Source organism: Sphingobium sp. EM0848, assembly GCF_013375555.1.
GTDB lineage: Bacteria > Pseudomonadota > Alphaproteobacteria > Sphingomonadales > Sphingomonadaceae > Sphingobium.
In genome coordinates this window covers 2095046-2116594 of sequence record NZ_JABXWB010000001.1, presented here as the reverse complement: position 1 = coordinate 2116594, position 21549 = coordinate 2095046, and the positions used below count along the sequence as shown (strand labels likewise).

18 protein-coding genes are annotated in these 21549 nt (G+C 64.9%); 13 read left to right on the top strand and 5 right to left on the bottom strand.

Annotated elements, in window-relative coordinates; all coding sequences use genetic code 11:
- Positions 1-17: 17 nt before the first annotated feature.
- Positions 18-2561 (bottom strand): TonB-dependent siderophore receptor, encoded by a 2544-nt coding sequence (locus tag HUK73_RS10175; RefSeq protein ID WP_176591796.1) that lies wholly within the window; start codon positions 2559-2561, stop codon positions 18-20.
- Here HUK73_RS10175 and HUK73_RS10170 point away from each other — a divergent pair.
- Complete coding sequence (locus HUK73_RS10170; RefSeq protein ID WP_176590059.1) at positions 2449-2727, top strand: hypothetical protein; 279 nt, start codon at positions 2449-2451, stop codon at positions 2725-2727. The genes HUK73_RS10175 and HUK73_RS10170 overlap by 113 nt on opposite strands.
- A 92-nt stretch (positions 2728-2819) precedes the next feature.
- Here the strand turns inward: HUK73_RS10170 and HUK73_RS10165 are convergent, their stop codons facing one another.
- The gene (locus HUK73_RS10165; RefSeq protein WP_176591795.1) at positions 2820-3425 is read right to left on the bottom strand and encodes a TlpA disulfide reductase family protein; all 606 of its coding nucleotides are present in this window, start codon (positions 3423-3425) and stop codon (positions 2820-2822) included.
- A gap of 58 nt (positions 3426-3483) precedes the next feature.
- On the opposite strand from HUK73_RS10165, the gene argH reads away from it, so the two are divergent.
- From argH to HUK73_RS10140, 5 genes are read left to right on the top strand one after another with little or no spacing between them, the layout of a single operon-like run.
- Positions 3484-4848, top strand: coding sequence for an argininosuccinate lyase (gene argH, locus HUK73_RS10160; protein ID WP_176591794.1), 1365 nt, complete (start codon positions 3484-3486; stop codon positions 4846-4848).
- Positions 4848-5111 (top strand): hypothetical protein, encoded by a 264-nt coding sequence (locus tag HUK73_RS10155; RefSeq protein ID WP_176592912.1) that lies wholly within the window; start codon positions 4848-4850, stop codon positions 5109-5111. The genes argH and HUK73_RS10155 overlap by 1 nt, the downstream gene beginning before the upstream one ends.
- 21 nt (positions 5112-5132) lie before the next feature.
- Complete coding sequence (gene lysA, locus HUK73_RS10150) at positions 5133-6398, top strand: diaminopimelate decarboxylase (RefSeq protein WP_176591793.1); 1266 nt, start codon at positions 5133-5135, stop codon at positions 6396-6398.
- Positions 6398-7156, top strand: coding sequence for a bifunctional precorrin-2 dehydrogenase/sirohydrochlorin ferrochelatase (locus HUK73_RS10145; protein WP_176591792.1), 759 nt, complete (start codon positions 6398-6400; stop codon positions 7154-7156). The genes lysA and HUK73_RS10145 overlap by 1 nt, the downstream gene beginning before the upstream one ends.
- Positions 7153-8106 carry a zinc transporter ZntB gene (locus HUK73_RS10140; RefSeq protein ID WP_176592911.1) on the top strand — a complete coding sequence of 318 codons (954 nt, stop codon included), beginning with the start codon at positions 7153-7155 and terminating at the stop codon, positions 8104-8106. Before HUK73_RS10145 ends, HUK73_RS10140 begins: the two co-directional genes overlap by 4 nt.
- A 6-nt stretch (positions 8107-8112) precedes the next feature.
- On the opposite strand, the gene HUK73_RS10135 is transcribed toward HUK73_RS10140, so the two are convergent.
- Together HUK73_RS10135 and HUK73_RS10130 are read right to left on the bottom strand one after the other, a co-directional pair.
- Positions 8113-8736 (bottom strand): response regulator transcription factor, encoded by a 624-nt coding sequence (locus HUK73_RS10135; RefSeq protein ID WP_176591791.1) that lies wholly within the window; start codon positions 8734-8736, stop codon positions 8113-8115.
- 58 nt (positions 8737-8794) lie between these two features.
- Positions 8795-9442, bottom strand: a complete 648-nt coding sequence (locus HUK73_RS10130; RefSeq protein ID WP_176591790.1) for a TetR/AcrR family transcriptional regulator — start codon at positions 9440-9442, stop codon at positions 8795-8797.
- A gap of 89 nt (positions 9443-9531) precedes the next feature.
- Between HUK73_RS10130 and HUK73_RS10125 the strand changes: the two genes are divergently transcribed.
- Genes HUK73_RS10125 through HUK73_RS10115 form a run of 3 tightly spaced genes read left to right on the top strand, consistent with a single transcriptional unit; the run spans position 9532 to position 13757 of the window.
- Positions 9532-11058: an efflux transporter outer membrane subunit gene (locus tag HUK73_RS10125; RefSeq protein WP_176591789.1), complete on the top strand. Its 1527-nt coding sequence runs from the start codon at positions 9532-9534 to the stop codon at positions 11056-11058.
- Positions 11051-12214, top strand: a complete 1164-nt coding sequence (locus HUK73_RS10120; RefSeq protein ID WP_176591788.1) for an EmrA/EmrK family multidrug efflux transporter periplasmic adaptor subunit — start codon at positions 11051-11053, stop codon at positions 12212-12214. Before HUK73_RS10125 ends, HUK73_RS10120 begins: the two co-directional genes overlap by 8 nt.
- A 13-nt stretch (positions 12215-12227) precedes the next feature.
- Positions 12228-13757, top strand: coding sequence for a DHA2 family efflux MFS transporter permease subunit (locus HUK73_RS10115; protein WP_176591787.1), 1530 nt, complete (start codon positions 12228-12230; stop codon positions 13755-13757).
- A 7-nt stretch (positions 13758-13764) separates the two neighbouring features.
- Here the strand turns inward: HUK73_RS10115 and HUK73_RS10110 are convergent, their stop codons facing one another.
- Positions 13765-15345, bottom strand: coding sequence for an ABC-F family ATP-binding cassette domain-containing protein (locus HUK73_RS10110; RefSeq protein WP_176591786.1), 1581 nt, complete (start codon positions 15343-15345; stop codon positions 13765-13767).
- 177 nt (positions 15346-15522) lie between these two features.
- Between HUK73_RS10110 and HUK73_RS10105 the strand changes: the two genes are divergently transcribed.
- From HUK73_RS10105 to nirB, 4 genes are all read left to right on the top strand, one after another.
- Positions 15523-16101, top strand: a complete 579-nt coding sequence (locus HUK73_RS10105; protein ID WP_176591785.1) for an ANTAR domain-containing response regulator — start codon at positions 15523-15525, stop codon at positions 16099-16101.
- A complete protein-coding gene (locus tag HUK73_RS10100) occupies positions 16101-17303 on the top strand; it encodes a CmpA/NrtA family ABC transporter substrate-binding protein (RefSeq protein ID WP_176591784.1) in 1203 nt (400 codons plus the stop codon). Before HUK73_RS10105 ends, HUK73_RS10100 begins: the two co-directional genes overlap by 1 nt.
- Positions 17304-17526: 223 nt before the next feature.
- Positions 17527-18771 (top strand): NarK/NasA family nitrate transporter, encoded by a 1245-nt coding sequence (locus HUK73_RS10095; protein ID WP_176591783.1) that lies wholly within the window; start codon positions 17527-17529, stop codon positions 18769-18771.
- A 271-nt stretch (positions 18772-19042) separates the two neighbouring features.
- Positions 19043-21547: a nitrite reductase large subunit NirB gene (gene nirB, locus HUK73_RS10090; RefSeq protein ID WP_176591782.1), complete on the top strand. Its 2505-nt coding sequence runs from the start codon at positions 19043-19045 to the stop codon at positions 21545-21547.
- The last annotated feature ends 2 nt before the right edge of the window (positions 21548-21549 follow it).

The following is a 21549-nucleotide window of genomic DNA, read 5'->3' as shown; positions in this document are numbered from 1 at the left end:
CCGACCCCTTTCCTTGTTCAGAATTTGAAGTCCAGACGGGCATAATAATAGCCGCCCGACGTGCCATAGGCGCCATGGCCATAATAGCTGTTCCAGGTGGTCGACCCGTTTTCATAGGGCGACTGGCCGGGGGCGACGGTCACGCCGGTCAGCAGCTGGGGCTTTTCCGGGCGCTTGTTGAACAGATTGTTCGAACCGACCGAGAAGGTCACGCTGTCGGTAAAGTCATAGCCCAGTTCCAGGTCGGTGATGCCCGTGGCCTTCACCACGCCGTCGCGCGGGGCGAGGCCGCTGATGGCGGAGGTGACGAGGACGCTGCTCTTGCCATAGAAGGTTTCGCGCAGATTGGCGGTGAACCTGCCGCTGGTGAACAACAGGCCGGCCACCACCTTATATTTGGGTGATGCGTCCTCGATATAGCTTTCCGATGTGGCGTTGAAGAGCGTCGGAATCTTGTTCTTCGTGATCTTCGTCTCATTATAGTTGGCGGTCAGCGACAGGTCGAGCTTGCCGAAGTCCAGCATCACCGGATAGCGGGCGGCGAAATCGATGCCCCAGGTCCGCGTATCGATGCCGTTGGTGAAGCTGGCCGCACCGACGGTCGGCACATTGTCGATGGGCACGCCGCGCGCCGCAATGGCGTCCAGCACCGCCTGACCACCGGGCTGCAAGGTCCCGCTGATGAGCGCATAGAGCGGCGCGGTAAGGGCGATGCGGTCCTTGATCTTGATATAATAGCCGTCGATCGTCACCGCCAGTTTCGGGACCGGCCGCAGCACGATGCCGGCGGAGAAATTGGTCGACTTCTCCGGCTTCAGCGCGGGGAAGCCCAGCAGGGCGCCGGCGACGGAGCCGGGCGGCAGCTGAAGAATGGCGCTGGTCGGGCTGACATTGGTGGAGGAATAGAAGCTTTCCGCCATGGTCGGCGCGCGGAAGCCCGTGCTGGCCGTGCCCCGGATCGCGAAGGCGTCGGAGAAGTCGTAGCGTGTCGTGACCTTGCCGATGGTGGTGTCGCCAAAGTCGCTATAATCCTCGTAACGGCCTGCCAGATCGATGCTCCAGCCGTCGACGGGGTTCAGGATGAAGTCCACATAGGCGGCCTTCACCTGACGCCGGGCGTTAACGACGTCGCTTTCGCGATAGCCGGGGAAGGACTGGCCCCCTTCCAGATAGGTCGAATAATAATCGCCCTGGCCGATGCCATAGGTTTCGCGCCGATATTCGCCGCCAAAGGCGAAGGTCAGCGGTTCCGCCATGCCAAGGTCGAATTCCTTGCGGATATCGGCCTGCACCGTGAGCTGGGTGTTCTTGAAGAAGCCGTCATAGAAGCTGGACGGCGTGTTCGGCACGATGTTCGGATTGGTGAGCGAGGCGTTGTACGTGTTGATCCACAGCGAGCGGTTGGCGGAATCGATCGTCCAGATATTGTTCTTGTCCGATCCATAGGTGGTGCTGAAATCATAGTTCCAGCCCGCCGCTTCACCCTTGGCGCCGATGGTGAAGCTATATTCCTTCTGCTCCACCTTTTGCTGGGGCACCATGCCGAAGGTGCCAGTGTCGCCAAAGCAGGTCGCCGGGTTGGAGGCGACGGCGCAGATGCGGCTCGGTACGCGATAGCCCTGATAGGCATAGCCCAGACGATGGGAAATGTCGCCGAAGCTGTAGAGTTCGACGCCGCCGAAATCATAGCCCATATTGTAGAAGAGGATGTTCAGCGTCGATTTGGCCTGGCCGCCGTTGATGCCGCTCAGGTCCAGCCCGGCCCAGGCGGGGTTATAATAGCCGCTGCCGGTCGGGCTGGTGTAGCCGGTCTTGTTGCCCGCCGTCGTGTACCAGGGATTGCCGTTGATGTCGGAGATCTGCACCTGTCCGGTGCCGGTGGTGGTATAGTCCTGCCGCCGGTGGAAGCCGGTCAGGTTGAAATAGCCGTCCGCGCCCAGTTTGAAGCCGACATTGCCGCTGACCGACAGCATTTCGCCTTCGCTGTCATAATATTGGCCGCCCGTGACCTTGAAGCTGCCGCCTTCGCTATTGTCCTTCAGGATGATGTTCATGACACCCGCAATGGCGTCGGTGCCGTACTGAGCGGCGGCGCCTTCCTGAAGGATTTCGATGCGCGCTACGGCGTCCGGCGGGATCAGGTCGATGCTGGGCGCGGCGGAGCCGCCGAACGGGCCCGCGATCACCTGAAGAATGGCCGAGCCATGGCGGCGCTTGCCATTGACCATGACCAGCGTGTGGTTGGGGCTGAGGCCGCGCAGACGGGCCGACAGCGAGAAGTTCGACATGTCGGTGCCCTGCGTCTGGGCGGTGAAGCTGGGTACGATCTGGGTGAGCGCCTGGTTGAGGTTTGGCTGGCCGACATGGCTGAGGGCCTCGTCGGACAGCACCTGGACTGGCGCGGCGCTTTCGGCGGCCTGCATGCCCGTGGCCCGCGTGCCCGTGACGATGATCGCGCTGCCGTCGTCGGACTGCGGCACCTGCGCCTCTTGCGCCATGGCGCATGCCGACCAGGAAGAGGCGAGCGCAAGTGAAAGTCGAAGAGCGGATAATCCTGTCATCAATGCCCCCTGTTTTTCCATTGTCTGTGACAAGGGGATCAACGAACTTTTAGGAATGAACCTCTACTGCATCGCACAAAATTTGAAGAAAAACGCAATATTTTCTGCGCTGTTTCTGCGAAAAATTGCTCCAGCCTGCTCTGCCATGCTGGCGCTTGGCAAGTGATAAAGCTGCATATGGCCATGCGCATTTTGCAAGCGGTGCGCATGGCGGATTTTTGTCGAAGCTTCGTTTCAGGGAAACCTCATTCCCTATTGTCAGCTGGCCATTGCCGCTTCGATCAGCGCGCGGCCTTCCTTGCTGTTCCAGTCCATGGCACCGACCACGCGCGCCATTTCCTTGCCCTGCGCGTCATAGATAACGGTCGTGGGCAGCATCCCGGTGTTGTAATGGAAGCCGAACTGATTTTCCGGGTCGATCCAGCCTTTGAGGTGGGGCAGGGGGTGTTTCTCAAAGAAGGGCTTGATGACCGCTTCCCCCTGGCTGTCCTGCGATATGGTGAGGACGGCGAGGCCCTTTTTCCCATATTCCGCCGCGACAGCGTCGAGGGTCGGCATTTCCGCGACGCAGGGCGCGCACCATGTCGCCCAGAGATTGACCAGCATCGGCTTGCCAGCAAAGTCGCTGAGCTTCACGTCGCTGCCGTCAGGGTTCTGGAAGGTGAAGTCGGGGGCGGGGGTGCCGGCCTTCGACTTGTCGAGCGTGTAGCTGAACTGGCCCCCTTTGCCCGGAGCGCCGCTTTGGGCGGGGCCGGTCGCCTCGCCGCTGGTGGCGGGCGCCGCCGCATTGGCGTTCGGCCCTTGCCCGGCGGGCGGCGATTGCTTATCGCACGCGGCAAGGCCAGCCAGCAGGAGCAGTGTCATTACGCAGGGCAACGAAGATCGGAATGGGGAAGTTCGCAACGGGGACAGCTCCAACAGCATGTGGGGCGGCCGCTTCGCGGCCGGTCCGGCTTCGGTCATGCGGGAGATAAATGCCTCCATCCCGTTCGACAAGCGTCTGTGGAAACAGGATATCGCCGGATCGAAGGCGCATGTCGCGATGCTGGCGAAGCAAGGGATCGTCGCGCAGGCCGATGCCGACGCGATTTCCGCCGGGCTGGACCAGATCGCCGCCGAATATGAAGCGAACGGCGTTCCGGTGAAGCTGGACCTTGAAGACATCCACATGGTCACGGAGTCGCGGCTGGCCGAGCTGATCGGTCCGGCGGCCGGGCGTCTCCATACGGCGCGCTCGCGCAACGACCAGGTGGCGACCGATTTCCGCCTCTGGGTGCGCGACGCCATTGATGAGGTCGAGGCGGGGCTTGCCGGCTTGCAGGCCATGCTGCTCGCCCGTGCCGAGGAACATGCCGACGCGGTGATGCCGGGTTTCACCCATCTCCAGTCCGCGCAGCCGGTGACGCTGGGCCATCACCTCATGGCCTATTATGAGATGGTGCGCCGCGACCGCAGCCGCTTTGCCGATGCGCGCGAGCGGCTGAACGAATGCCCGCTGGGGGCGGCGGCGCTGGCCGGGACCGGCTTTCCGATCGACCGGCATGCGACGGCGGCGGCGCTCGGTTTCGCCAAGCCGACCGACAACAGCCTCGACAGCGTGTCGGACCGCGATTTCGCGCTCGATTATCTGATGGCCGCGACCCAGTGCAGCCTGCACCTCTCGCGCCTCGCCGAAGAGTTCATCATCTGGGCGAGCCAGCCCTTCGGCTTCGTCAAGCTGCCCGACGCCTATTCGACCGGCAGCTCGATCATGCCGCAGAAGCGCAATCCGGACGCCGCCGAACTGGTGCGCGGCCATGCCGGGCGGATCATGGGCTGCATGAACGCGCTCTGCGTCACGATGAAGGGCCTGCCGCTCGCCTATTCGAAGGACATGCAGGACGACAAGCCGCCGGTGTTCGAGGCGCATGATCTGCTGGGCCTCTCCATCGCGGCGATGACCGGGATGATCGAGACCGTCACCTTCCGCACCGACCGGATGCGGGGGCTGGCGGAGAGCGGCTTCGCCACTGCCACCGACCTTGCCGACTGGCTGGTGCGGGAGGGCAACGTCCCGTTCCGCGAGGCGCATCACATCACCGGGCGCGCGGTGGCGGCGGCGGAAGCGGCGGGCGTGCAACTGGCCGATCTGCCCATAGAGACGCTCAAGGGCATTGATGCGCGGATCGATGATCGTATCTATGCTGTGCTGACGGTCGATGCCTCGGTCGCCAGCCGCAAGAGCCATGGCGGCACCGCGCCCGATCAGGTGCGGGTGCGGATTGCGCAGGCCAGGGAGAAGAAATGATGACGGCACGGATCGCCAAAGGGTTTGCACTGGCGGCGCTTGCGCTGGCTCTGGCGTCCTGCGGCGGCCGTCAGCCGTTGAAGCCGGTGCAGGGCCAGCGCTTGCCCGCCGTGCCGGTGGGCGCGGCGACGTCGCCCACAGCGGCGCAACTCACCACGCCCTCGATCCAGGCGCGGCCCGAACGGAACGTCGAACTGCTCGTCCAGTCAAAGGTGCGCAACGACGATGCGTTCGACCTGCCGCCCGAGAGGGACCCCAAATAAGATTTCGCTAGGACAAAAGCCTTGGACCATTTCAACTATGTCGACGGCGCCATGCTGGTGGAGCAGGTGCCGATGGCGGAGATCGCCGCGCGGGTCGGTACGCCTGTCTACATCTATTCGACCGCGACGCTCACTCGCCATGTCGGCGTGTTTCGTGAAGGACTCTCGCAACTTGACGATCCGCTGATCGCCTTTGCGGTGAAGGCCAATCCCAATGCCGCCGTGCTGGCGACGCTGGCGAAGCTGGGGCTGGGTGCGGACGTGGTGTCGGCGGGCGAATTGCTGCGCGCCATCGCTGCGGGCATTCCGGCGAACCGCATCGTATTCTCCGGCGTCGGCAAGACCGCCGACGAAATGCGCATCGCGCTGGAACAGGGCATCTACCAGTTCAATCTGGAGAGCGAGCCTGAGGCGGAAATGCTCTCCGAAGTCGCGCTGTCGATGGGGAAGAAGGCCCCGGTCGCCTATCGCATCAACCCCGATGTCGACGCGGGCACCCATGCCAAGATTTCGACCGGCAAGTCGGAAAACAAGTTCGGCATTCCCTATGACCGCGCGCTGGCGAGCTATGCCGCCGCCCGCGATCTCCTCGGCCTGGATGTGCAGGGCGTCGCCGTGCATATCGGCAGCCAGCTCACGGACCTCAAGCCGCTGGAGGCCGCCTTCATCAAGGTCGGCGCGCTGATCGAGAAGCTGCGCGGCGAGGGCCATGACATCCGCACCGCCGATCTCGGCGGCGGGCTTGGCGTGCCTTATGACCCCTCGCAGCCCTTGCCGCCCAGCCCCGCCGACTATGGCGCCATGGTTTGCCAAGTGACGCAGGGCTGGAACGTCCGCCTGATGTTCGAGCCGGGCCGCCTGATCGTCGGCAATGCGGGCGTGCTGCTCTCGCAGGTGGTGCGGGTGAAGCAGGGCGCGCAGGCGCCGTTCGTGATCGTCGACGCGGCGATGAACGACCTGCTGCGTCCCAGCCTCTACGATGCCTGGCACGATATCCGCGCCGTCCATCCCAAGGGCGATCGCGCCGCCGCCAATGTCGTCGGGCCGGTGTGCGAGACGGGCGATACCTTCGCCATGCATCGCGACATGGATGTGGTGGGCGCGGGCGATCTGGTCGCCTTCATGACTGCGGGTGCCTATGGCGCGACCATGGCGAGCACCTATAACAGCCGCGCGCTGACCCCCGAAGTGCTGGTGTCGGGCGACAAATGGGCCGTGGTCCGCGCCCGCCCGCCGATTGAGGCGCTGATCAAGGGTGACAGCATCCCGGACTGGGTGAACAGCTGATGCAGAGCCTGCCCGTCTTCCTGCGATTGCAAGGGCGGGCCGTCATCCTGACGGGGGAAGGCGAGGCGGCGGATGCCAAGCGTCGCCTGTTGGAGCGGGCAGGCGCACGGATCGTCGACGAGGCGGCGGCGGCGGCGCTGGCCATCGTGTCGGATGGCGACGAGGCGGCCGTTGCGCGGCTCAAGGCACGCGGCATATTGGTGAATGCGACCGACAGGCCGGACCTTTGCGACTTCACTTTGCCCGCCATTGTCGACCGGGAGCCGGTGCTGATCGCCATTGGCACGGGGGGCGCTTCGGCGGGGCTGGCGAAAGCGCTTCGGCAGCGGATCGAGGCCATGCTGCCCGCGCGACTGGGCGCATTGGCGACGGCGCTTCACGATGCGCGCGGGGCGATCCGGGCGCGCTGGCCCGATGCGGCGGCCCGGCGGCGCGCGATTGATGCCGGGCTTGCTGTGGGCGGGGTGATCGATCCGTTGTCGGACAGCGCGTCGGATGATGTGCCGGACTGGCTGGCCGGCGGTGTCGAGGGCAAGCGTAGCCGGCTTGAACCGATCAAGCTGCTGTCCGCCGACCCCGATGATCTGACATTGCGGGCGGCCCGCCTGCTGGGCGAGGCGGATCGCGTCTATCACGCGCCCGATGTGCCCACCGCGATCCTCGACCGGGCGCGGGCCGATGCCGTCCGTATCGTGGCAAGCGCGCTGCCCGCTGAACCGGGCGAGGGCCTGTCGCTCTGGCTGGAGATGATGCCATAAGCCGGGTCTTTGTCTTCGACGGAGCCAAGGCGCACGAAATCTCGCTGGAGGATTTCCTCGCGCGGACGGACGATGCGCCGTTTAGCTGGATTCACGCCGATGGTTGGCGGGAGGATGCCCGCGCCGTCGTTTCCCAATGCGACCATATGCCCCAGGCTGCGCTGTCCGCGCTGTTGGCGCAGGAGACCCGACCGCGCTGTACGCTGATGGGGCATGGTGCGCTGATCAATCTGCGCGGGCTGGGTTCAGGGGATGACGATAGCGGTGATCCGCTGGTGTCGATCCGCCTCTGGGCGGAGCAGGCGCGCGTTATTTCTGTGAGTTACCGCCGGCTCGCCGCGATGGAGTCGGTCACGGCGCAGATGCTCGACGGCAGGATTCGCGATCCGGGCGACCTGATCGCCGAGTTCGCCCAGCAGATCACGGAGGCGCTGGACCCGGACGTCGCGGAACTGGGCGACGGGCTGGACGAGATTGAGAGCGCGCTGACCCAGCATGGTCCGGCCGAAGCGCGGCGGCGCGTGTCGGAAATCCGCGCGACCGCCATTGGCTATCGCCGTTTCATTGCGCCGCAGCGACAGGCCCTTGAACGGTTGTCCGCGGCGGAGGCGCATTGGCTGGAACCCGATGACCGGCTGCATTTGCAGGAAGCCGCCGACCGATGCGCGCGCATGGCCGAAGAACTGGAAGCGGTGCGCGAACGGTCTGCGCTGGCCCATGAAGAACTGACCGACCTGCGCGCCGAACAGATGAACCGGCAGGCGCTGATCATTTCGATCGTCGCGCTGGTGTTCCTGCCGCTGACCTTCCTGACCGGCCTGCTGGGCATGAATGTGGAGGGTATTCCCTTCGCCCATGCACCCTGGGCTTTCTGGGGCGTGGTGGGGGTCTGCGTTGCGATGGCGGCGGCGATCGGCGGCTGGTTCGTCGCGACGCAGTGGCTGAAGTGAAACGCGTCAGTTGCGCGAGGCGTTGAGCCGCTCAATCTCGTCATGCAGCGCCTGGATGGACGACACCAGCCGCATCCGGTCCGCCTGCATTTCCGCCAGCGCGTCGCGCGTTTCGCCCAGTTCCAGGGCACGACGCGCTATGCGCGCGTCCAGTTCGGCATTGTGCCGGGTCAGCGCGCCCAATTGCTCCGCTCGTGCGCAGAGATGGCGCAGGCGCACGTCGAGCAGGTCGAAATCATAGGGTTTCACCACATGATCGTCGGCCCCCGCCGCCAGCGCCTCGACGGCGGAGACGGTTTCCTGTCGGCCGCCGATCATCACGAAACAGCTGTTTTCCGCCAGAGCCGCCGCGCGGATCTTCCGCATCGTTGCAATGGCCGGCAGCAGCGTCAGCCCCATGTCGATCATCACGATGTCCACCGGCCGCGTCACCAGCAGGGTCAGCGCGACAAAGCCGTTTTCCGCGGCCGCGACATCATAGCCCAGATGCGACAGCCGGCGCGCGACGACCGCGCGGGACGTTGCGTCCTCATCCACCAGCAACAGCCGCAGCCTGCGCGCCGTCCGGGCGTCGTTGGGGTTTGGCTCCGGCCGGGACCGGCGAATCGCATCGCGCTTCCAAAATTGCATGATGATCAACTCCTGCGGCGGGCAGGGTAGGTCGGGCGCGCAAAGAAATGGTTAACGGTCAGGCAGGGCGATCATCCGGCGCATAGGCCCGCAGGAAGCAATCGAGGGCGAAGCTGACATCGGCGTCGATCTGCACCTCCGTGGGCTGGGATATCTGCCCCATCAGCATCAACTGGTGGCAACCCGAAAGCAGCAGGGTCATGAATGTACGCGCCGCCTGTTCCGGGTCCGCCTTGCGCAGAAGGCCACGGTCCATCGCCTGTTCCAGAAAGGCCGCGATCAGCATGCGGGTATGTCGGGGCGCAAGATTGTAGAATATCGCGCCCATTTCGGGGAAACGCCCCGCTTCCGACGTGACCAGCCGGTTCAGCGCGATAGCATCGGGTGAAGTCACCTTCTGCAGCAGGTTGATCCCCAGCCGGTACAGCGTCCGGTCAAGATCGCCCTGGTGATCGAGGATCGCCGCCAGACGCTCGCGATAGGTGGTCGTCGCATCGTCCAGAACGGCGGAGAACAACGCTTCCTTGGACGGGAAATAGCTCCACAGCGTTCCCTTCGACCCGCCCATCTCCGCCGCAATCGACGACATGGTCGTGGCCGCATAGCCATTGTTCAGAAAGGACCGGGCCGCCACCTCCAATATCGCCTTGCGCCGCTCGCGGCGGCGCGTCTCCCGGCGGCTGAGGGTGGAATCGCAGTTCGTCATAAAACCGTACCATATAGTACGCTATTTCGGTTGACAAGGATTCGCAACGGGAGCAAAGGCCAATTTCATACTATCTGGTACGGTTTGATATGCCCGTGAGTCGTCCCTTGAGCCGCTCTGCCTTTTTTCGTCGCGCCGGGCCGGTAGCCCTGTTCCCGTTGTTGCTGCCCGCCTGTGCGGCGGTGCCCGATCTTGGTCCCAAGCCGGTGGTGCGAGCGCCCGACACTGTCGCGGCGGAGCGCAGTCTGCAGGCGGACGCTGTTGCCCAATGGCCGTCCGAAGGCTGGTGGAAGGCCTATGGCGATCCGCAGCTCGATGCGCTGATCGAGGAAGGGCTGAAGGGGTCGCCTGACGTCGCGGCCGCTGCCGCCCGCTTCCGGCAGGCCGGGGCCGTCGTGCAGCAGGCGGGGGCGCCCCTGCTCCCGTCGGTCGATCTGGACGCCAAGGGCGGCGCGACCAAGTCGAGCTATAATATGGGGATGCCCAAGGAATTCGTGCCCAAGGGCTGGCTTGGCACGGGGCAGGTGGCGCTGAATTTCGGGTTCGACCTGGATATCTGGGGCAAGAATCGCGCGGCGCTGGCGGCGGTGACCTCCGAAGCGCGGGCGGCGGAGATCGATGCCCGGCAGGCGCGGTTGGCGCTGGCGACCGGGGTGGCCGATGCCTATGCCGACCTCGCCAGACTCTATGATGAGCGCGATATCCAGGTCCGCGCGCTGGAAATCCGGACCGCCAGCCAGAAGCTGGTGGCCGATCGCCGCGCCAACGGGCTGGAAACGCGCGGCAGCGAGCGGCGGGCCGATGCCACCGTGTCATCCGCCAAGGCGCAGCTCGCCGGTGCCGAACAGGCGATCGCGGTGCGCCAGCATCAGATCGCCGCGCTGATCGGCGCCGGGCCGGATCGCGGCCTTGCCATTACCCGGCCGCAGCTCAGCAAGCTGGGGCCACTGGGCCTGCCCGGCGATGTCACCACCAATCTGGTCGCGCGCCGCCCGGACATCGCCGCGGCGCTCGCCCGGACGGAGGCGGCCGCCAAGCGGATCAAGGTGGCGCGGGCCGATTTCTTCCCTGCGATCCGCCTGAGCGCGTTGATCGGCGTGCAATCGCTGGGGTATCAGACCTTGCTTCAGGGCAGCCAGTTTGTCGGCGGACCCAGTTCCTTTATGGATACGCTGTTCAAGAAGGATTCGTTGTTCGGCAATGCCGGGCCGGCTGTCAGCCTGCCGATCTTCCATGGCGGGGCGCTTCGCGGCCAGTATCGCGGCGCCCGCGCCACCTATGACGAGGCGGTGGCATCCTATGACAAGACCGTGCTCGGCGCCTATCAGCAGGTGGCCGACGCCGTGACCGGACGCCGGACGCTGGATCAGCGGCTGGCCGATGCCCGCGCTGCGATGGCCGCGTCCGAGGAAGCCTATGGCATTGCGCGCCAGCGTTATGAAGGCGGCCTCAACACCTATCTTGACGTGTTGAACGTGGAGGACCAGCTTCTGGCCACCCGCCAGACCGTCTCCGAGTTGGAGGCAAGCGCCTTCACGCTCGACATTGCCCTCATTCGCGCGCTGGGCGGCGGCTTTGCCGACAGCGACCCTTCCAAGGATACCTCCCATGGCTGACGCCACGCCCGAATTCACCGCGCAAGCGAGCAAGGCTGAAAATGCCGACGATGCCGCCGCGCAGCGTCAGGAAATCCGCAAGAAATGGATGGTGCGGCTGACGCTGGCCGTGTTGGTCATCGGCGGGGCTTATGCGATCTGGTATCTGCTCATCGGGCGCAACCATGTCAGCACCGACAATGCCTATGTGAATGCGGAGGTGGCGCAGGTGACGCCGCTGATTTCCGCCCAGGCCGTCGAGGTGCTCGTGACCGACACGCAATCGGTCAAGCGCGGCGACATATTGGTGAAGCTCGATCCGACCAACGCCCGTATCGCGGTGGCGCAGGCGGAGGCCGATCTCGCCGAAGCGAAGCGCAGATTCCGCCAGACCGTCGCGACCAGCGGCGCATTGGCTGCGCAGGTCGACGCCCGTGGCGCCGACATCAATCAGGCGCGCGCCCAGCTGGCGACGGCGCAGGCCGATTTCGACAAGGCCCGCATCGACCTCAAGCGGCGCGAGGCGCTGGCGCCCAACGGCGCGGTTTCGGGCGAGGAGCTGACCAGCGCGCGCAAGGGCTATGCCGCTGCGCAGGCGGCGCTGGAGCAGGCGCACGCCGGAGTGGCGACGGCGGAGGCGACGCGTGGCGCGGCCAGCGGGCAACTCGCCGCCAATGACGCGCTGGTGCGCGGATCGACCATCGACACCGATCCCGCCGTGCTGGCGGCGAAGGCGAAGCTCGACAATGCCCGGCTGGACCTTGACCGTTCGATCATCCGCGCGCCGATCGACGGCGTGGTGACGCGGCGGTCGGTGCAGGTCGGCCAGCGTGTCGCGCAGGGCACGCCGATCATGAGCATCGTGCCGCTCGCCCAGGTCTATGTCGACGCCAATTTCAAGGAACGCCAGCTTGGCCGGGTGAAGGTCGGCATGCCCGCCACCGTCACGTCCGACCTGTATGGCAGCGGCGTCGTCTATCATGGCAAGGTCGTCGGTTTCTCCGGCGGCACGGGGTCTTCCATGGCGCTGATCCCGGCGCAGAACGCGACCGGCAACTGGATCAAGGTGGTGCAGCGCCTGCCGGTTCGCATTGCACTCGACCCCAGGGAACTGGCCGCGCATCCGTTGCGCGTGGGCCTCTCCATGGACGCCGAGATCGACCTTTCCGCCGAATAAGGAAGCCTTTTCCGTGAGCCGTCCGGCAGAGACATTCTCGCTCCTGGCGCCCCGTCATCGCCTGTTGGCGGGGCTGACGCTGGCGCTCAGCAATTTCATGGTCGTGCTCGACCTGACCATCGCCAATGTGTCGGTGCCGCATATCGCCGGCAATCTGGGCATTTCCGCCGATCAGGGCACCTGGATCATCACCAGCTATGCCGTGGCGGAGGCGATCTGCGTGCCGCTGACCGGCTGGCTGGCGCAGCGTTTCGGCGCGGTGCGGCTGTTCACCCTGGGCATGGTCGGCTTCGGCCTGTTCTCGCTGCTGTGCGGCCTGTCGATGAGCCTGGGCATGCTGGTCGTCTGCCGCATCGGCCAGGGTCTGTGCGGCGGGCCGCTGATGCCCATGTCGCAAACGCTGTTGATGCGGATCTATCCGCCGGAACAGCGCGGGCGCGTCATGGGGCTTTGGGCGATGACGACGCTGCTGGGTCCGGCGCTGGGGCCGATCGTCGGCGGTTATATCAGCGACAATTGGAGCTGGCACTGGATCTTCTTCATCAACCTGCCGATTGCCGTCCTGTGCGTCTTTTCCGCGCTGGTGCTGCTGCGCCCGGTGGAAACGGAGCGGGTGAAGCTGCCCATCGACTATGTTGGCCTGGTGCTGCTGATCTTCTGGATCGGTTGCCTGCAGGTCATGCTGGATATTGGGCGTGACCGCGACTGGTTCGGCGATCCGCTGATCGTCGTGCTGGCGGTGTTGGCGGCGGTCGGTTTCTGCGTCTTCCTGATCTGGGAACTGACCGAGGAGCACCCCGTCGTCGATCTGCGCGTATTCCGCCATGTGGGCTTCACCTCCGGCGTGTTCACGCTGGCGCTGTGCTTCGGCGCCTATTTCGCCAGTATCGTCATCATTCCGCAATGGTTGCAGATGTCGATGGGCTATACCGCCGCCTGGTCGGGATACGCGACGGCGATGACGGCGATGACGGCGCTGTTCGTGGCGCCCATTGCCGGGCGGCTGGTGACCAAGGTTGATGTGCGCATCATGATTTCGTGCGCCGTGGCCTGGATCGGCCTGATGACGCTGTGGCGGGCGCAGTGGACCACCGATGCCGATTTCTGGACGATTGCGCTGCCGCAATTTGTCCAGGGCTTTGGCATGCCCTTCTTCATGATCCCGCTCACGACGCTGACCCTGGGGTCGGTCCGACCGGAAGAAACGGCCTCTGCCGCGGGCATGCAGAATTTCCTGCGCACGCTGGCCATCGCCATTTCCACCTCGATCGTGCTGACCGGCTGGAGCGATGGGCAGCGCGTCTCACGCAACGAAATGGTCGGTACGCTGAATTCCGATGGAACCATCTCCGTTCTGACGGGCCGGGGCTTCTCGCAGGATCAGGCGCGGCAGGTCGTGGCCAATCTGGTGGATGCGCAGTCGTTGGTGGTGTCGATGAACCATGTCTTCTACATGGCGGCGGTGGTGCTGTTCGTGGCGGCGGCCCTGGTGTGGCTTGCGCCACGTCCGACCGGCAAGGTGGATACGTCTGCGGCGCATTGAGCGCCTCCTAAAGCCCGACCCGCCGGCCGATGCCGATCGCTTCGAGAAAGGCCCTGTCATGGCTGGTGACGATCAACGCGCCGTCGAAGGCGGCCAGCCCACGCTCGATGGCGGTTATGGAGTCGAGGTCGAGATGGTTGGTCGGCTCGTCCAGCATCAGCAGCGGCGGCAGCGTATCTCCACCCAGCACGCAGGCGAGACCTGCGCGCAGCAGTTGCCCGCCGCTCAGCGTCCCCACACGTTGTAACGCCAGATCGGCGCGAAAGCGAAAGCGGGCCAGCGCCGCGCGCACCGCATTATCCGTTACCGCCGGATGCAGCCGGGCGAAATTGTCGGCAATGCTGCGATGCGGGTCGAGCAGGCTGACGCGCTGATCGAGCAGGGCGCAGTCGACCGATAGCCGCACCGTACCGGAAAGGGGCGGCAACTGGCCCGCGATCAGCTTCAGCAGCGTCGATTTGCCCGCGCCATTGGGGCCGGTTATCGCGATCCGTTCCGGCCCCGTCACGCGCAGACTGAAACCACGCAGCACCGGCGCTTCGGGCGCATAGCCCGCCGTCACATCGTCCAGCCGGACAATCGGCCGGTCGGCCTGAACGCCGGTCGGGGGCAGCGCGACGGTCAGGCTCTCGACGACCTCGATGCGGCTGCGCGCCGCCTGCGCCGCTTCTTCGGCTTCGCGGTGGAGCCTCTCGGCCAGTCGCGCGGCGTCGCCGCCGGACCCTTCCGCCCGGTTCTTGCGCAGGCCGATCAGGATGCGCGGCATGTCGCCCTTTGCGCCCTTGCGCGCCCCAGCAGCGTCGCGGCGTTGCTTGCGTTCGGTCGCGATCTGGGTTCGGCGGGCCATGTCCTTCATGCGCCGCTCGGCCTGTTCGAGCTCCTGTCCGGCGGCCGCCAGTTCGATGGCCTTGCGCTCGCGATAAGCCGTCCAGTTGCCGCCATAGCGGGTGATCCCAAGGGTCGTCAGCTCGGCAATCGCCTCCATCTCCTCCAGCAACGCGCGGTCATGGCTGACGACGATCGCGCCCGCCTTCCACTGGCCCAGCAGGGTCAGCAGGGCGGCGCGCCCTTCCGCATCCAGATTGTTGGTCGGCTCATCCAGCAAAAGGAAGTCGGGCCGGGCGAAGATCGCTCCAGCGAGCGCGGCGCGGCTGCGCTGGCCGCCGGACAGCGCGATCAGGGGTGTTTGAAGGTCTGCCGTCAGTCCAACCTGCGCCAGGCTTTCCTCGATCCGGCTGGGCAGGAGCCAGTCGCACGCTTCCAGTTCCGCCATGCTGGCTGTGCCCCTTTCCGCCTTGTCGAGCAGGGCCAGCCCCTCGCGCACGCCGAACAGGTCGGCGATGCTTTCATCCGGCGTGACCTGCACCGTCTGCCGCAGGGTCGCCACGCTGCCGTCGACCTGAATCCTGCCGCTGCCGGGCGTTTTTGTTCCGGCGATCAGCGCGAGCAGGGTCGACTTGCCGACGCCATTGCGTCCGACAAGGCCGATTCGTTCGGTGGTGAAGCGAAAATCGAGGTCCGAAAGGACGGATGATCCGTCAGGCGCGGACCAGCTGAGATGAGAAACGATGATCGAGGGCACGGGCATGGACTTTCCTGAAAGCAGAGCAATTGGGCTTTGCGATCAGATACTTGTCCATGACGGGTTCCTCCGGGAAATGAGGGGGCGTGATACAGCGCTGCACGGCCCTTGGCAACTGCGGGCTGGATGGCGCGATTGACGCGGCGCAGCATCGCCGTCACTGAATGGCAAAAAGGCGGGTGCATGCGAATCGTCATCATCGACGACAGCGGCCTGCGCGCGACGGTTCTGGAAGAAGGACTGCGCGAAGCGGGCTATGACGATATTCATATCGTGCCACCGCGCGGCGGCTTCGTCGCGCGGCTGGAGCGTATGGCGCCTGATGTCGTGTTGATGGACCTGGGCAGCCCCAGCCGCGATACGCTGGAGGAAATGCTGACCGTCAGCCGCGCGCTGGCCCGGCCCATCGCCATGTTCGTCGACCAGTCCGATGACAGCATGATCGGCGCGGCCATCGATGCGGGCGTGTCCGCCTATGTGGTGGACGGGCTGCGCAAGGAGCGGGTGAAGCCGGTGCTGGAACTGGCGGTGCGGCGTTTCAACGCCTTTGCCAAACTTCAGAGCGAACTGGACGAGGCGCGCACGGCGCTCAGCGACCGCAAGATCATCGACCGCGCCAAGTCCATATTGATGAGCCAGCGCGGCCTGTCGGAACCCGACGCCTATGCGCTGCTGCGGTCGAGCGCGATGAACCAGGGGAAGAAGATCGTGGATGTCGCCCAGGCCCTCATCACCGCCAGCGACCTGTTGGGAGGGATGTAATGACGACCGACCTGCGCATCGCCTTCCTGCCGCTGACCGACGCCGCCGTGCTGGCGGTGGCGCGGGAAAAGGGCTTTGCGGAAGAGGAGGGGCTGCATCTCGACCTCGTCCGCACGACAAGCTGGGCGACTTTGCGGGACCGACTTGTGTTCGGGCAGGTGCAGGCGGCGCATATGCTGGCGCCGCTGGCCGTCGCGGTGACGCTGGGACTCAGCCAGCAGGCCGCGCCGCTGTCCGCGCCTTATAAGCTCAACGTCAACGGCAATATGCTGGTGATGGCGAGCGCGTTCGCACAGGCGCTCGATCCCGATGTCGCCGCGCGGCTGGATGATCCGCTGGGCACGGCGCATGATTTCGCGGCGGCCATCGGGCTTTGGAAACGCAAGCCGGTGATCGGCGTCGTCCATCGCTTTTCCAGCCATTCGGTGATGCTGCGCTACTGGCTGGCGAGTGCGGGCGTGGACCCGGATCGCGATGTGGTGTTGCGCGTGCTGCCGCCCTCGCTCACGACCGAGGCGATGCGCGCGGGCGAGATTGACGGCTTCATCGCGGGCGAGCCGTGGGGCAGCGCGGCGGTCGATGCAGGGCTGGCCGAAGCGGTCGCCATCGGGGAGCGCATCTGGCGGCGCGGGGTGGAAAAGATACTGGCGTTCCGCACGCCCTGGCTGGAGGAAAATCCTGAGGTCGTCGACGGGTTGCTGCGGGCGCTGGTGCGTGCGGCGGCATGGTGCGACGAACCGGCCAATCATGAGACGCTGGCCCATTTGCTGTCGCAGCCCCATTATGTCGATCAACCCTCCGAACTGATCCTGCGCGCCCTGTCGGGCGGCATCGCGCCGCGAATCGACATGGCTCCGCTGTCCATGCCCGATTTCCTGCTTTTCTCGCGTGAGGCGACGCCCTTTCCATGGCGCAGTCAGGCGCTGTGGATCTATTCGCAGCTCGTCCGCTGGAAGATGGTGGAGCATAGCGCCGACAATGCGGCCAAGGCGGCGGCGGTGTTCCGTCCCGACATTTTCCGCCGCGCTCTGGCGGATAGTGATGTGCCGTTGCCCGGTGCCAGCATGAAGCTGGAAGGGGCGGTGGCCTCTCCGCTGGCGGTGGGGTCGAAGCGGGGCGAACTGACGCTGGGGCCGGATCGCTTCTTCGACGGGCGGGTGTTCGATCCCGAACGGATCGAGGATTTCCTTGCCAGTTTCTGATGCGGTGCGGCACCTGATTTTGTGCCTTGCAACATGAAACGAATCGCGAGATAAAGTAAGAGTCGCGCGACGAAGCGCGTTTTATCAGGATGAGCCTTCCCAGGGTTGGGACCCGCTCTCCTCCATATTTTGCAGCAAAGCCGCTGGCCGGATTTCGTGAAGAACGGGGTCCGGAGAGCGGCTTTTTTCGTGTCCATTTCACAAAGATTGAGGGACTTGCATCATGGCAACTGCTTATTGGGACCGCGACAAAAACGCGGAGGGGGAAGGCGGCCAGACAAGCTTCTGGAAGGCCGGGCATACGCCGACCCTGATCGCTGCTTTCCTCTATTTCGACCTCGCCTTCATGGTGTGGGTGCTGCTGGGGCCGCTGGCGCCCTCCATTTCCAAGGCGCTGGCGCTGACCCCGGCGGAAAAGGGCCTGATGGTCGCCGTTCCGACGCTGGCGGGGGCGATCCTGCGCGTCGTCAACGGGTTGCTGGTCGATCGCATCGGCTGCAAGCAGGCGGGCGCGATCAGTCAGGTCATTGTCATCCTTGGCCTGTTCGCGGCCTGGTTCATGGGCGTCAACAGCTTCGGCGGCACATTGGCGCTGGGCGTGATCCTGGGCTTTGCGGGGGCGAGCTTCGCGATCGCGCTGCCGCTCGCCAGCCGCTGGTATCCGGCCGAGCATCAGGGCAAGGCGATGGGCCTTGCGGGCATGGGTAATTCCGGCACGGTGCTGGCGTCGCTGTTCGCGCCGATGCTGGCCAAGGCTTTTGGTTGGAACGCCGTGCTGGGCCTCGCCTGCATTCCGCTGACCGTTGTTTTCGTCCTTTACATGCTGATGGCGAAAAATTCCCCCAACGCGCCCGCGCCGAAAAAGCTGGTGGACTATTTCCACCCGCTGAAAAGCGCCGATGCATGGTGGCTGATGGGCTTTTATTCGGTGACCTTTGGCGGCTTCGTGGGGTTGGCTGCTTCCCTGCCGATCTATTTCACCGACCAGTTCGGCCTGACCCCGGTGGTCGCGGGTTACTGCACGGCGGGCTGCGTGTTCGCCGGGTCGCTGGTCCGTCCGATGGGCGGCGCGCTGGCTGACAGGATCGGCGGCGTCAAGGCCCTGATGATGGTTTACATCATGGCCGCGCTGGCTCTGGCCGGGGTCGCCTATGCGCCGACGCTGTTCTCGGCCCTTGGCTTCTTCGTGGCCGCGATGCTGGCGCTGGGCGTCGGCAATGGGTCGGTCTTCCAGCTCGTGCCGCAACGTTTCAGCGAAGAGATTGGCGTCATGACGGGTCTGGTCGGCATGGCGGGCGGCATTGGCGGCTTCTACCTGGCGTCCTCGCTGGGAATCGCCAAGCAGTTCACCGGCAGCTTTGCACCCGGTTTCCTGATCTTCGCGGGGCTGGCCGTGGTGGCTTTCCTCGGCATCTCGCTGGTCCGTGCCCGCTGGCGCGCGACTTGGAGCACGGCCGCCCGTATCTGACGCGTTGACAGGAGGGGAGGCGGGGCGGCCCGCGAAGGCCGCCGCCCTTTCGCATGTGCGAAGATCGACGGGGCGGCAAACTTACCGCTTGACGCGAATCGCTGGGCGCATATGCTGCAATGCAAAGGACAGGGTTGTCCTTCCTAACATAGCTGCGGTGATCCACGGACGGATCAGCAAAGCGTGAATGATGGCAAGGCCGCCATCCAGACTTTTGGGTTCAAAGCCCAAGGGTCCGGATGGCGGCCTTTTTCTTTTCTGGAGTCAAGGGATGGATTTTCAGAGCAACGGACCGGAAACGGCGAGCGAAGAGGAAATCTTCGTGCCGTCCGAGGATGTTCAGGAACATCTGGTGGTCGTGGGCAACGGCATGGCCGGTTGCCGCGCGGTCGAGGAACTGCTGGCGCGGGATAAGGGGCGCTATCGCGTCACCATCTTCGGCGCAGAGCCTTATGTGAACTATAACCGCATCATGCTCTCGCCGGTTCTGGCCGGGGAAAAGAGCTTCGATGACATCATCATCAACAGCCGTGAATGGTATTCGGACAATAATATCGAGCTGATCGCGGGCGATCCGGTGACGGCCATAGACCGCACCGCAAAGACCGTCACGAGCCAGTCGGGTCGTACCGTCGGCTATGACAAGCTGCTGATCGCCACCGGGTCGGACCCCTTCATCATCCCGGTTCCGGGCAAGGACCTGCCGGGCGTGATCAGCTTCCGCGACATGAAGGATGTCGACACCATGCTGGAGGCCGCAAATAACGGCGGCAGCGCGGTGGTGATCGGCGGTGGTCTGCTGGGGCTGGAAGCCGCGCATGGCCTGACCCTGCGCGGCATGAAGGTGACGGTCATCCACCTCATGGACACGCTGATGGAGCGGCAGCTCGACGAAGCGGCGGGCTGGCTGCTCAAGACCGCGCTGGAAGGACGCGGCCAGACCATTCTGACCGGCGCCAACACCGAAGCCATTGTCGGCGACGGTAAGGTTGAGGGCGTCCGCCTGAAGGACGGCCGTGAAATCCCGGCCAGTCTGGTGGTGATGGCGGTGGGCATTCGCCCCTCGACCGCTCTGGCCCGCGAAGCCGGCATTGAGGTCAATCGCGGCATCAAGGTCGACGATCACATGGTGACGAGCGATCCCGATGTCCTCGCGGTCGGTGAATGCGTCGAGCATGACGGCAATGTTTACGGTCTTGTCGCGCCGCTGTGGGACATGTGCCGCAGCCTCGCGGACGGCCTGACCGACCAGCATACGGGTTATAAGGGGTCTGTCACCTCGACCAAGCTCAAGGTCGCGGGTCTGGATGTTTTCTCCGCCGGTGACTTCTCGGGTGGCGAGGGCTGCGAGGATATCGTCCTGCGCGACGCCTCGCGCGGGGTCTACAAGCGCGTCATTGTCAAGGACGACAGGATCGTCGGTGCAGTGCTTTATGGCGATACCGTCGATGGCGGCTGGTATTTCGACATGCTGAAGCGCGAAGAAGATGTCGTTGAAATCCGTGACCTGTTGATCTTCGGTCAAGCCTTCGCCTCGGGAGGAGGCGCGCTGGACCCTAAGGCGGCCGTTGCGGCGCTCTCGGACGATGCCGAGATTTGCGGCTGCAACGGCGTCAGCAAGGGCCAGGTCGTGTCCTGCATTGCAGCGGGCAATTGCAGCCTCGATGCGGTGCGCGCCACCTGCAAGGCGTCGGCAAGCTGCGGCAGCTGCACCGGTCTGGTCGAGAATCTGCTTAGCGTAGTGCTGGGCGACGATGTCGCTTCGGGTCCGAAGACGCTATGCAAATGCACCAGCTTCACCCATGACGATGTCCGCCGCGAGATCGTGGCGCAGAATATGCGCTCGATCCCGGAAGTGATGCAGCGTCTCCATTGGTCGACCCCGGATGGCTGCTCCTCCTGCCGCCCTGCGCTGAACTATTATCTGCTCTGCGCGCTGCCGGGTGAATATCAGGACGATCAGCAGAGCCGCTTCGTCAACGAGCGCATGCACGCCAACATCCAGAAGGACGGCACCTATTCGGTCGTCCCGCGCATGTGGGGTGGCCTCACCAACCCGCGTGAACTGCGCGCGATCGCCGATGTGGTCGAGAAATATGATGCGCCGATGGTGAAGGTGACGGGCGGCCAGCGCCTCGACATTTTCGGCATCAAGAAGGAAGACCTGCCTGCCGTCTGGGCCGACTTGAATGCCGCGGGCATGGTGTCGGGTCATGCCTATGGCAAGTCGCTGCGCACGGTGAAGACCTGCGTCGGCAGCGAATGGTGCCGCTTCGGCACGCAGGACTCGACCGGCCTTGGCGTCAAGATCGAGCGGATGACCTGGGGATCGTGGATGCCCCACAAGTTCAAGATCGCGGCGTCCGGCTGCCCCCGCAACTGCGCGGAGGCGACGATCAAGGATTTCGGGGTGGTCTGCGTGGACTCGGGCTATGAACTGCATGTCGGCGGCAATGGCGGCATCCATGTCCGCGCCACCGACCTGCTGTGCAAGGTGTCGACCGAGCAGGAGGCGCTCGATTATTGCGCCGCCTTCATCCAGCTCTACCGCGAGGAAGCGCGCTATCTGGAGCGCACCGCGCCCTGGATCGAGCGGGTCGGCGTCGAGTATGTCAAGCAACGGATCGTGGAAGATGACGCAGGCCGTGAAGCCCTGCGCGCCCGCTTCCTCTACTCGCAGAGCTTCAGCCAGGATGACCCCTGGGCGCAGCGCGCAGCCGGTGCGGACAGTGAACTGCACCAGCCTCTCGCCCCCATCGCCATCGCTGCGGAGTAATC

Bases quoted from the DNA above. Each gene is read 5' to 3' on its own strand.
- HUK73_RS10165 (WP_176591795.1), bottom strand. From the start codon at position 3,425: ATGACACTGCTCCTGCTGGCTGGCCTTGCCGCGTGCGATAAGCAATCG.
- HUK73_RS10170 (WP_176590059.1), top strand. From the start codon at position 2,449: ATGATCGCGCTGCCGTCGTCGGACTGCGGCACCTGCGCCTCTTGCGCC.
- HUK73_RS10105 (WP_176591785.1), top strand. From the start codon at position 15,523: ATGCGAATCGTCATCATCGACGACAGCGGCCTGCGCGCGACGGTTCTG.
- HUK73_RS10095 (WP_176591783.1), top strand. From the start codon at position 17,527: ATGGCAACTGCTTATTGGGACCGCGACAAAAACGCGGAGGGGGAAGGC.
- HUK73_RS10120 (WP_176591788.1), top strand. From the start codon at position 11,051: ATGGCTGACGCCACGCCCGAATTCACCGCGCAAGCGAGCAAGGCTGAA.
- HUK73_RS10135 (WP_176591791.1), bottom strand. From the start codon at position 8,736: ATGCAATTTTGGAAGCGCGATGCGATTCGCCGGTCCCGGCCGGAGCCA.
- HUK73_RS10110 (WP_176591786.1), bottom strand. From the start codon at position 15,345: ATGCCCGTGCCCTCGATCATCGTTTCTCATCTCAGCTGGTCCGCGCCT.
- HUK73_RS10175 (WP_176591796.1), bottom strand. From the start codon at position 2,561: ATGACAGGATTATCCGCTCTTCGACTTTCACTTGCGCTCGCCTCTTCC.
- HUK73_RS10145 (WP_176591792.1), top strand. From the start codon at position 6,398: ATGCAGAGCCTGCCCGTCTTCCTGCGATTGCAAGGGCGGGCCGTCATC.
- nirB (WP_176591782.1), top strand. From the start codon at position 19,043: ATGGATTTTCAGAGCAACGGACCGGAAACGGCGAGCGAAGAGGAAATC.
- argH (WP_176591794.1), top strand. From the start codon at position 3,484: ATGTGGGGCGGCCGCTTCGCGGCCGGTCCGGCTTCGGTCATGCGGGAG.
- HUK73_RS10155 (WP_176592912.1), top strand. From the start codon at position 4,848: ATGACGGCACGGATCGCCAAAGGGTTTGCACTGGCGGCGCTTGCGCTG.
- HUK73_RS10125 (WP_176591789.1), top strand. From the start codon at position 9,532: ATGCCCGTGAGTCGTCCCTTGAGCCGCTCTGCCTTTTTTCGTCGCGCC.
- HUK73_RS10130 (WP_176591790.1), bottom strand. From the start codon at position 9,442: ATGACGAACTGCGATTCCACCCTCAGCCGCCGGGAGACGCGCCGCCGC.
- HUK73_RS10100 (WP_176591784.1), top strand. From the start codon at position 16,101: ATGACGACCGACCTGCGCATCGCCTTCCTGCCGCTGACCGACGCCGCC.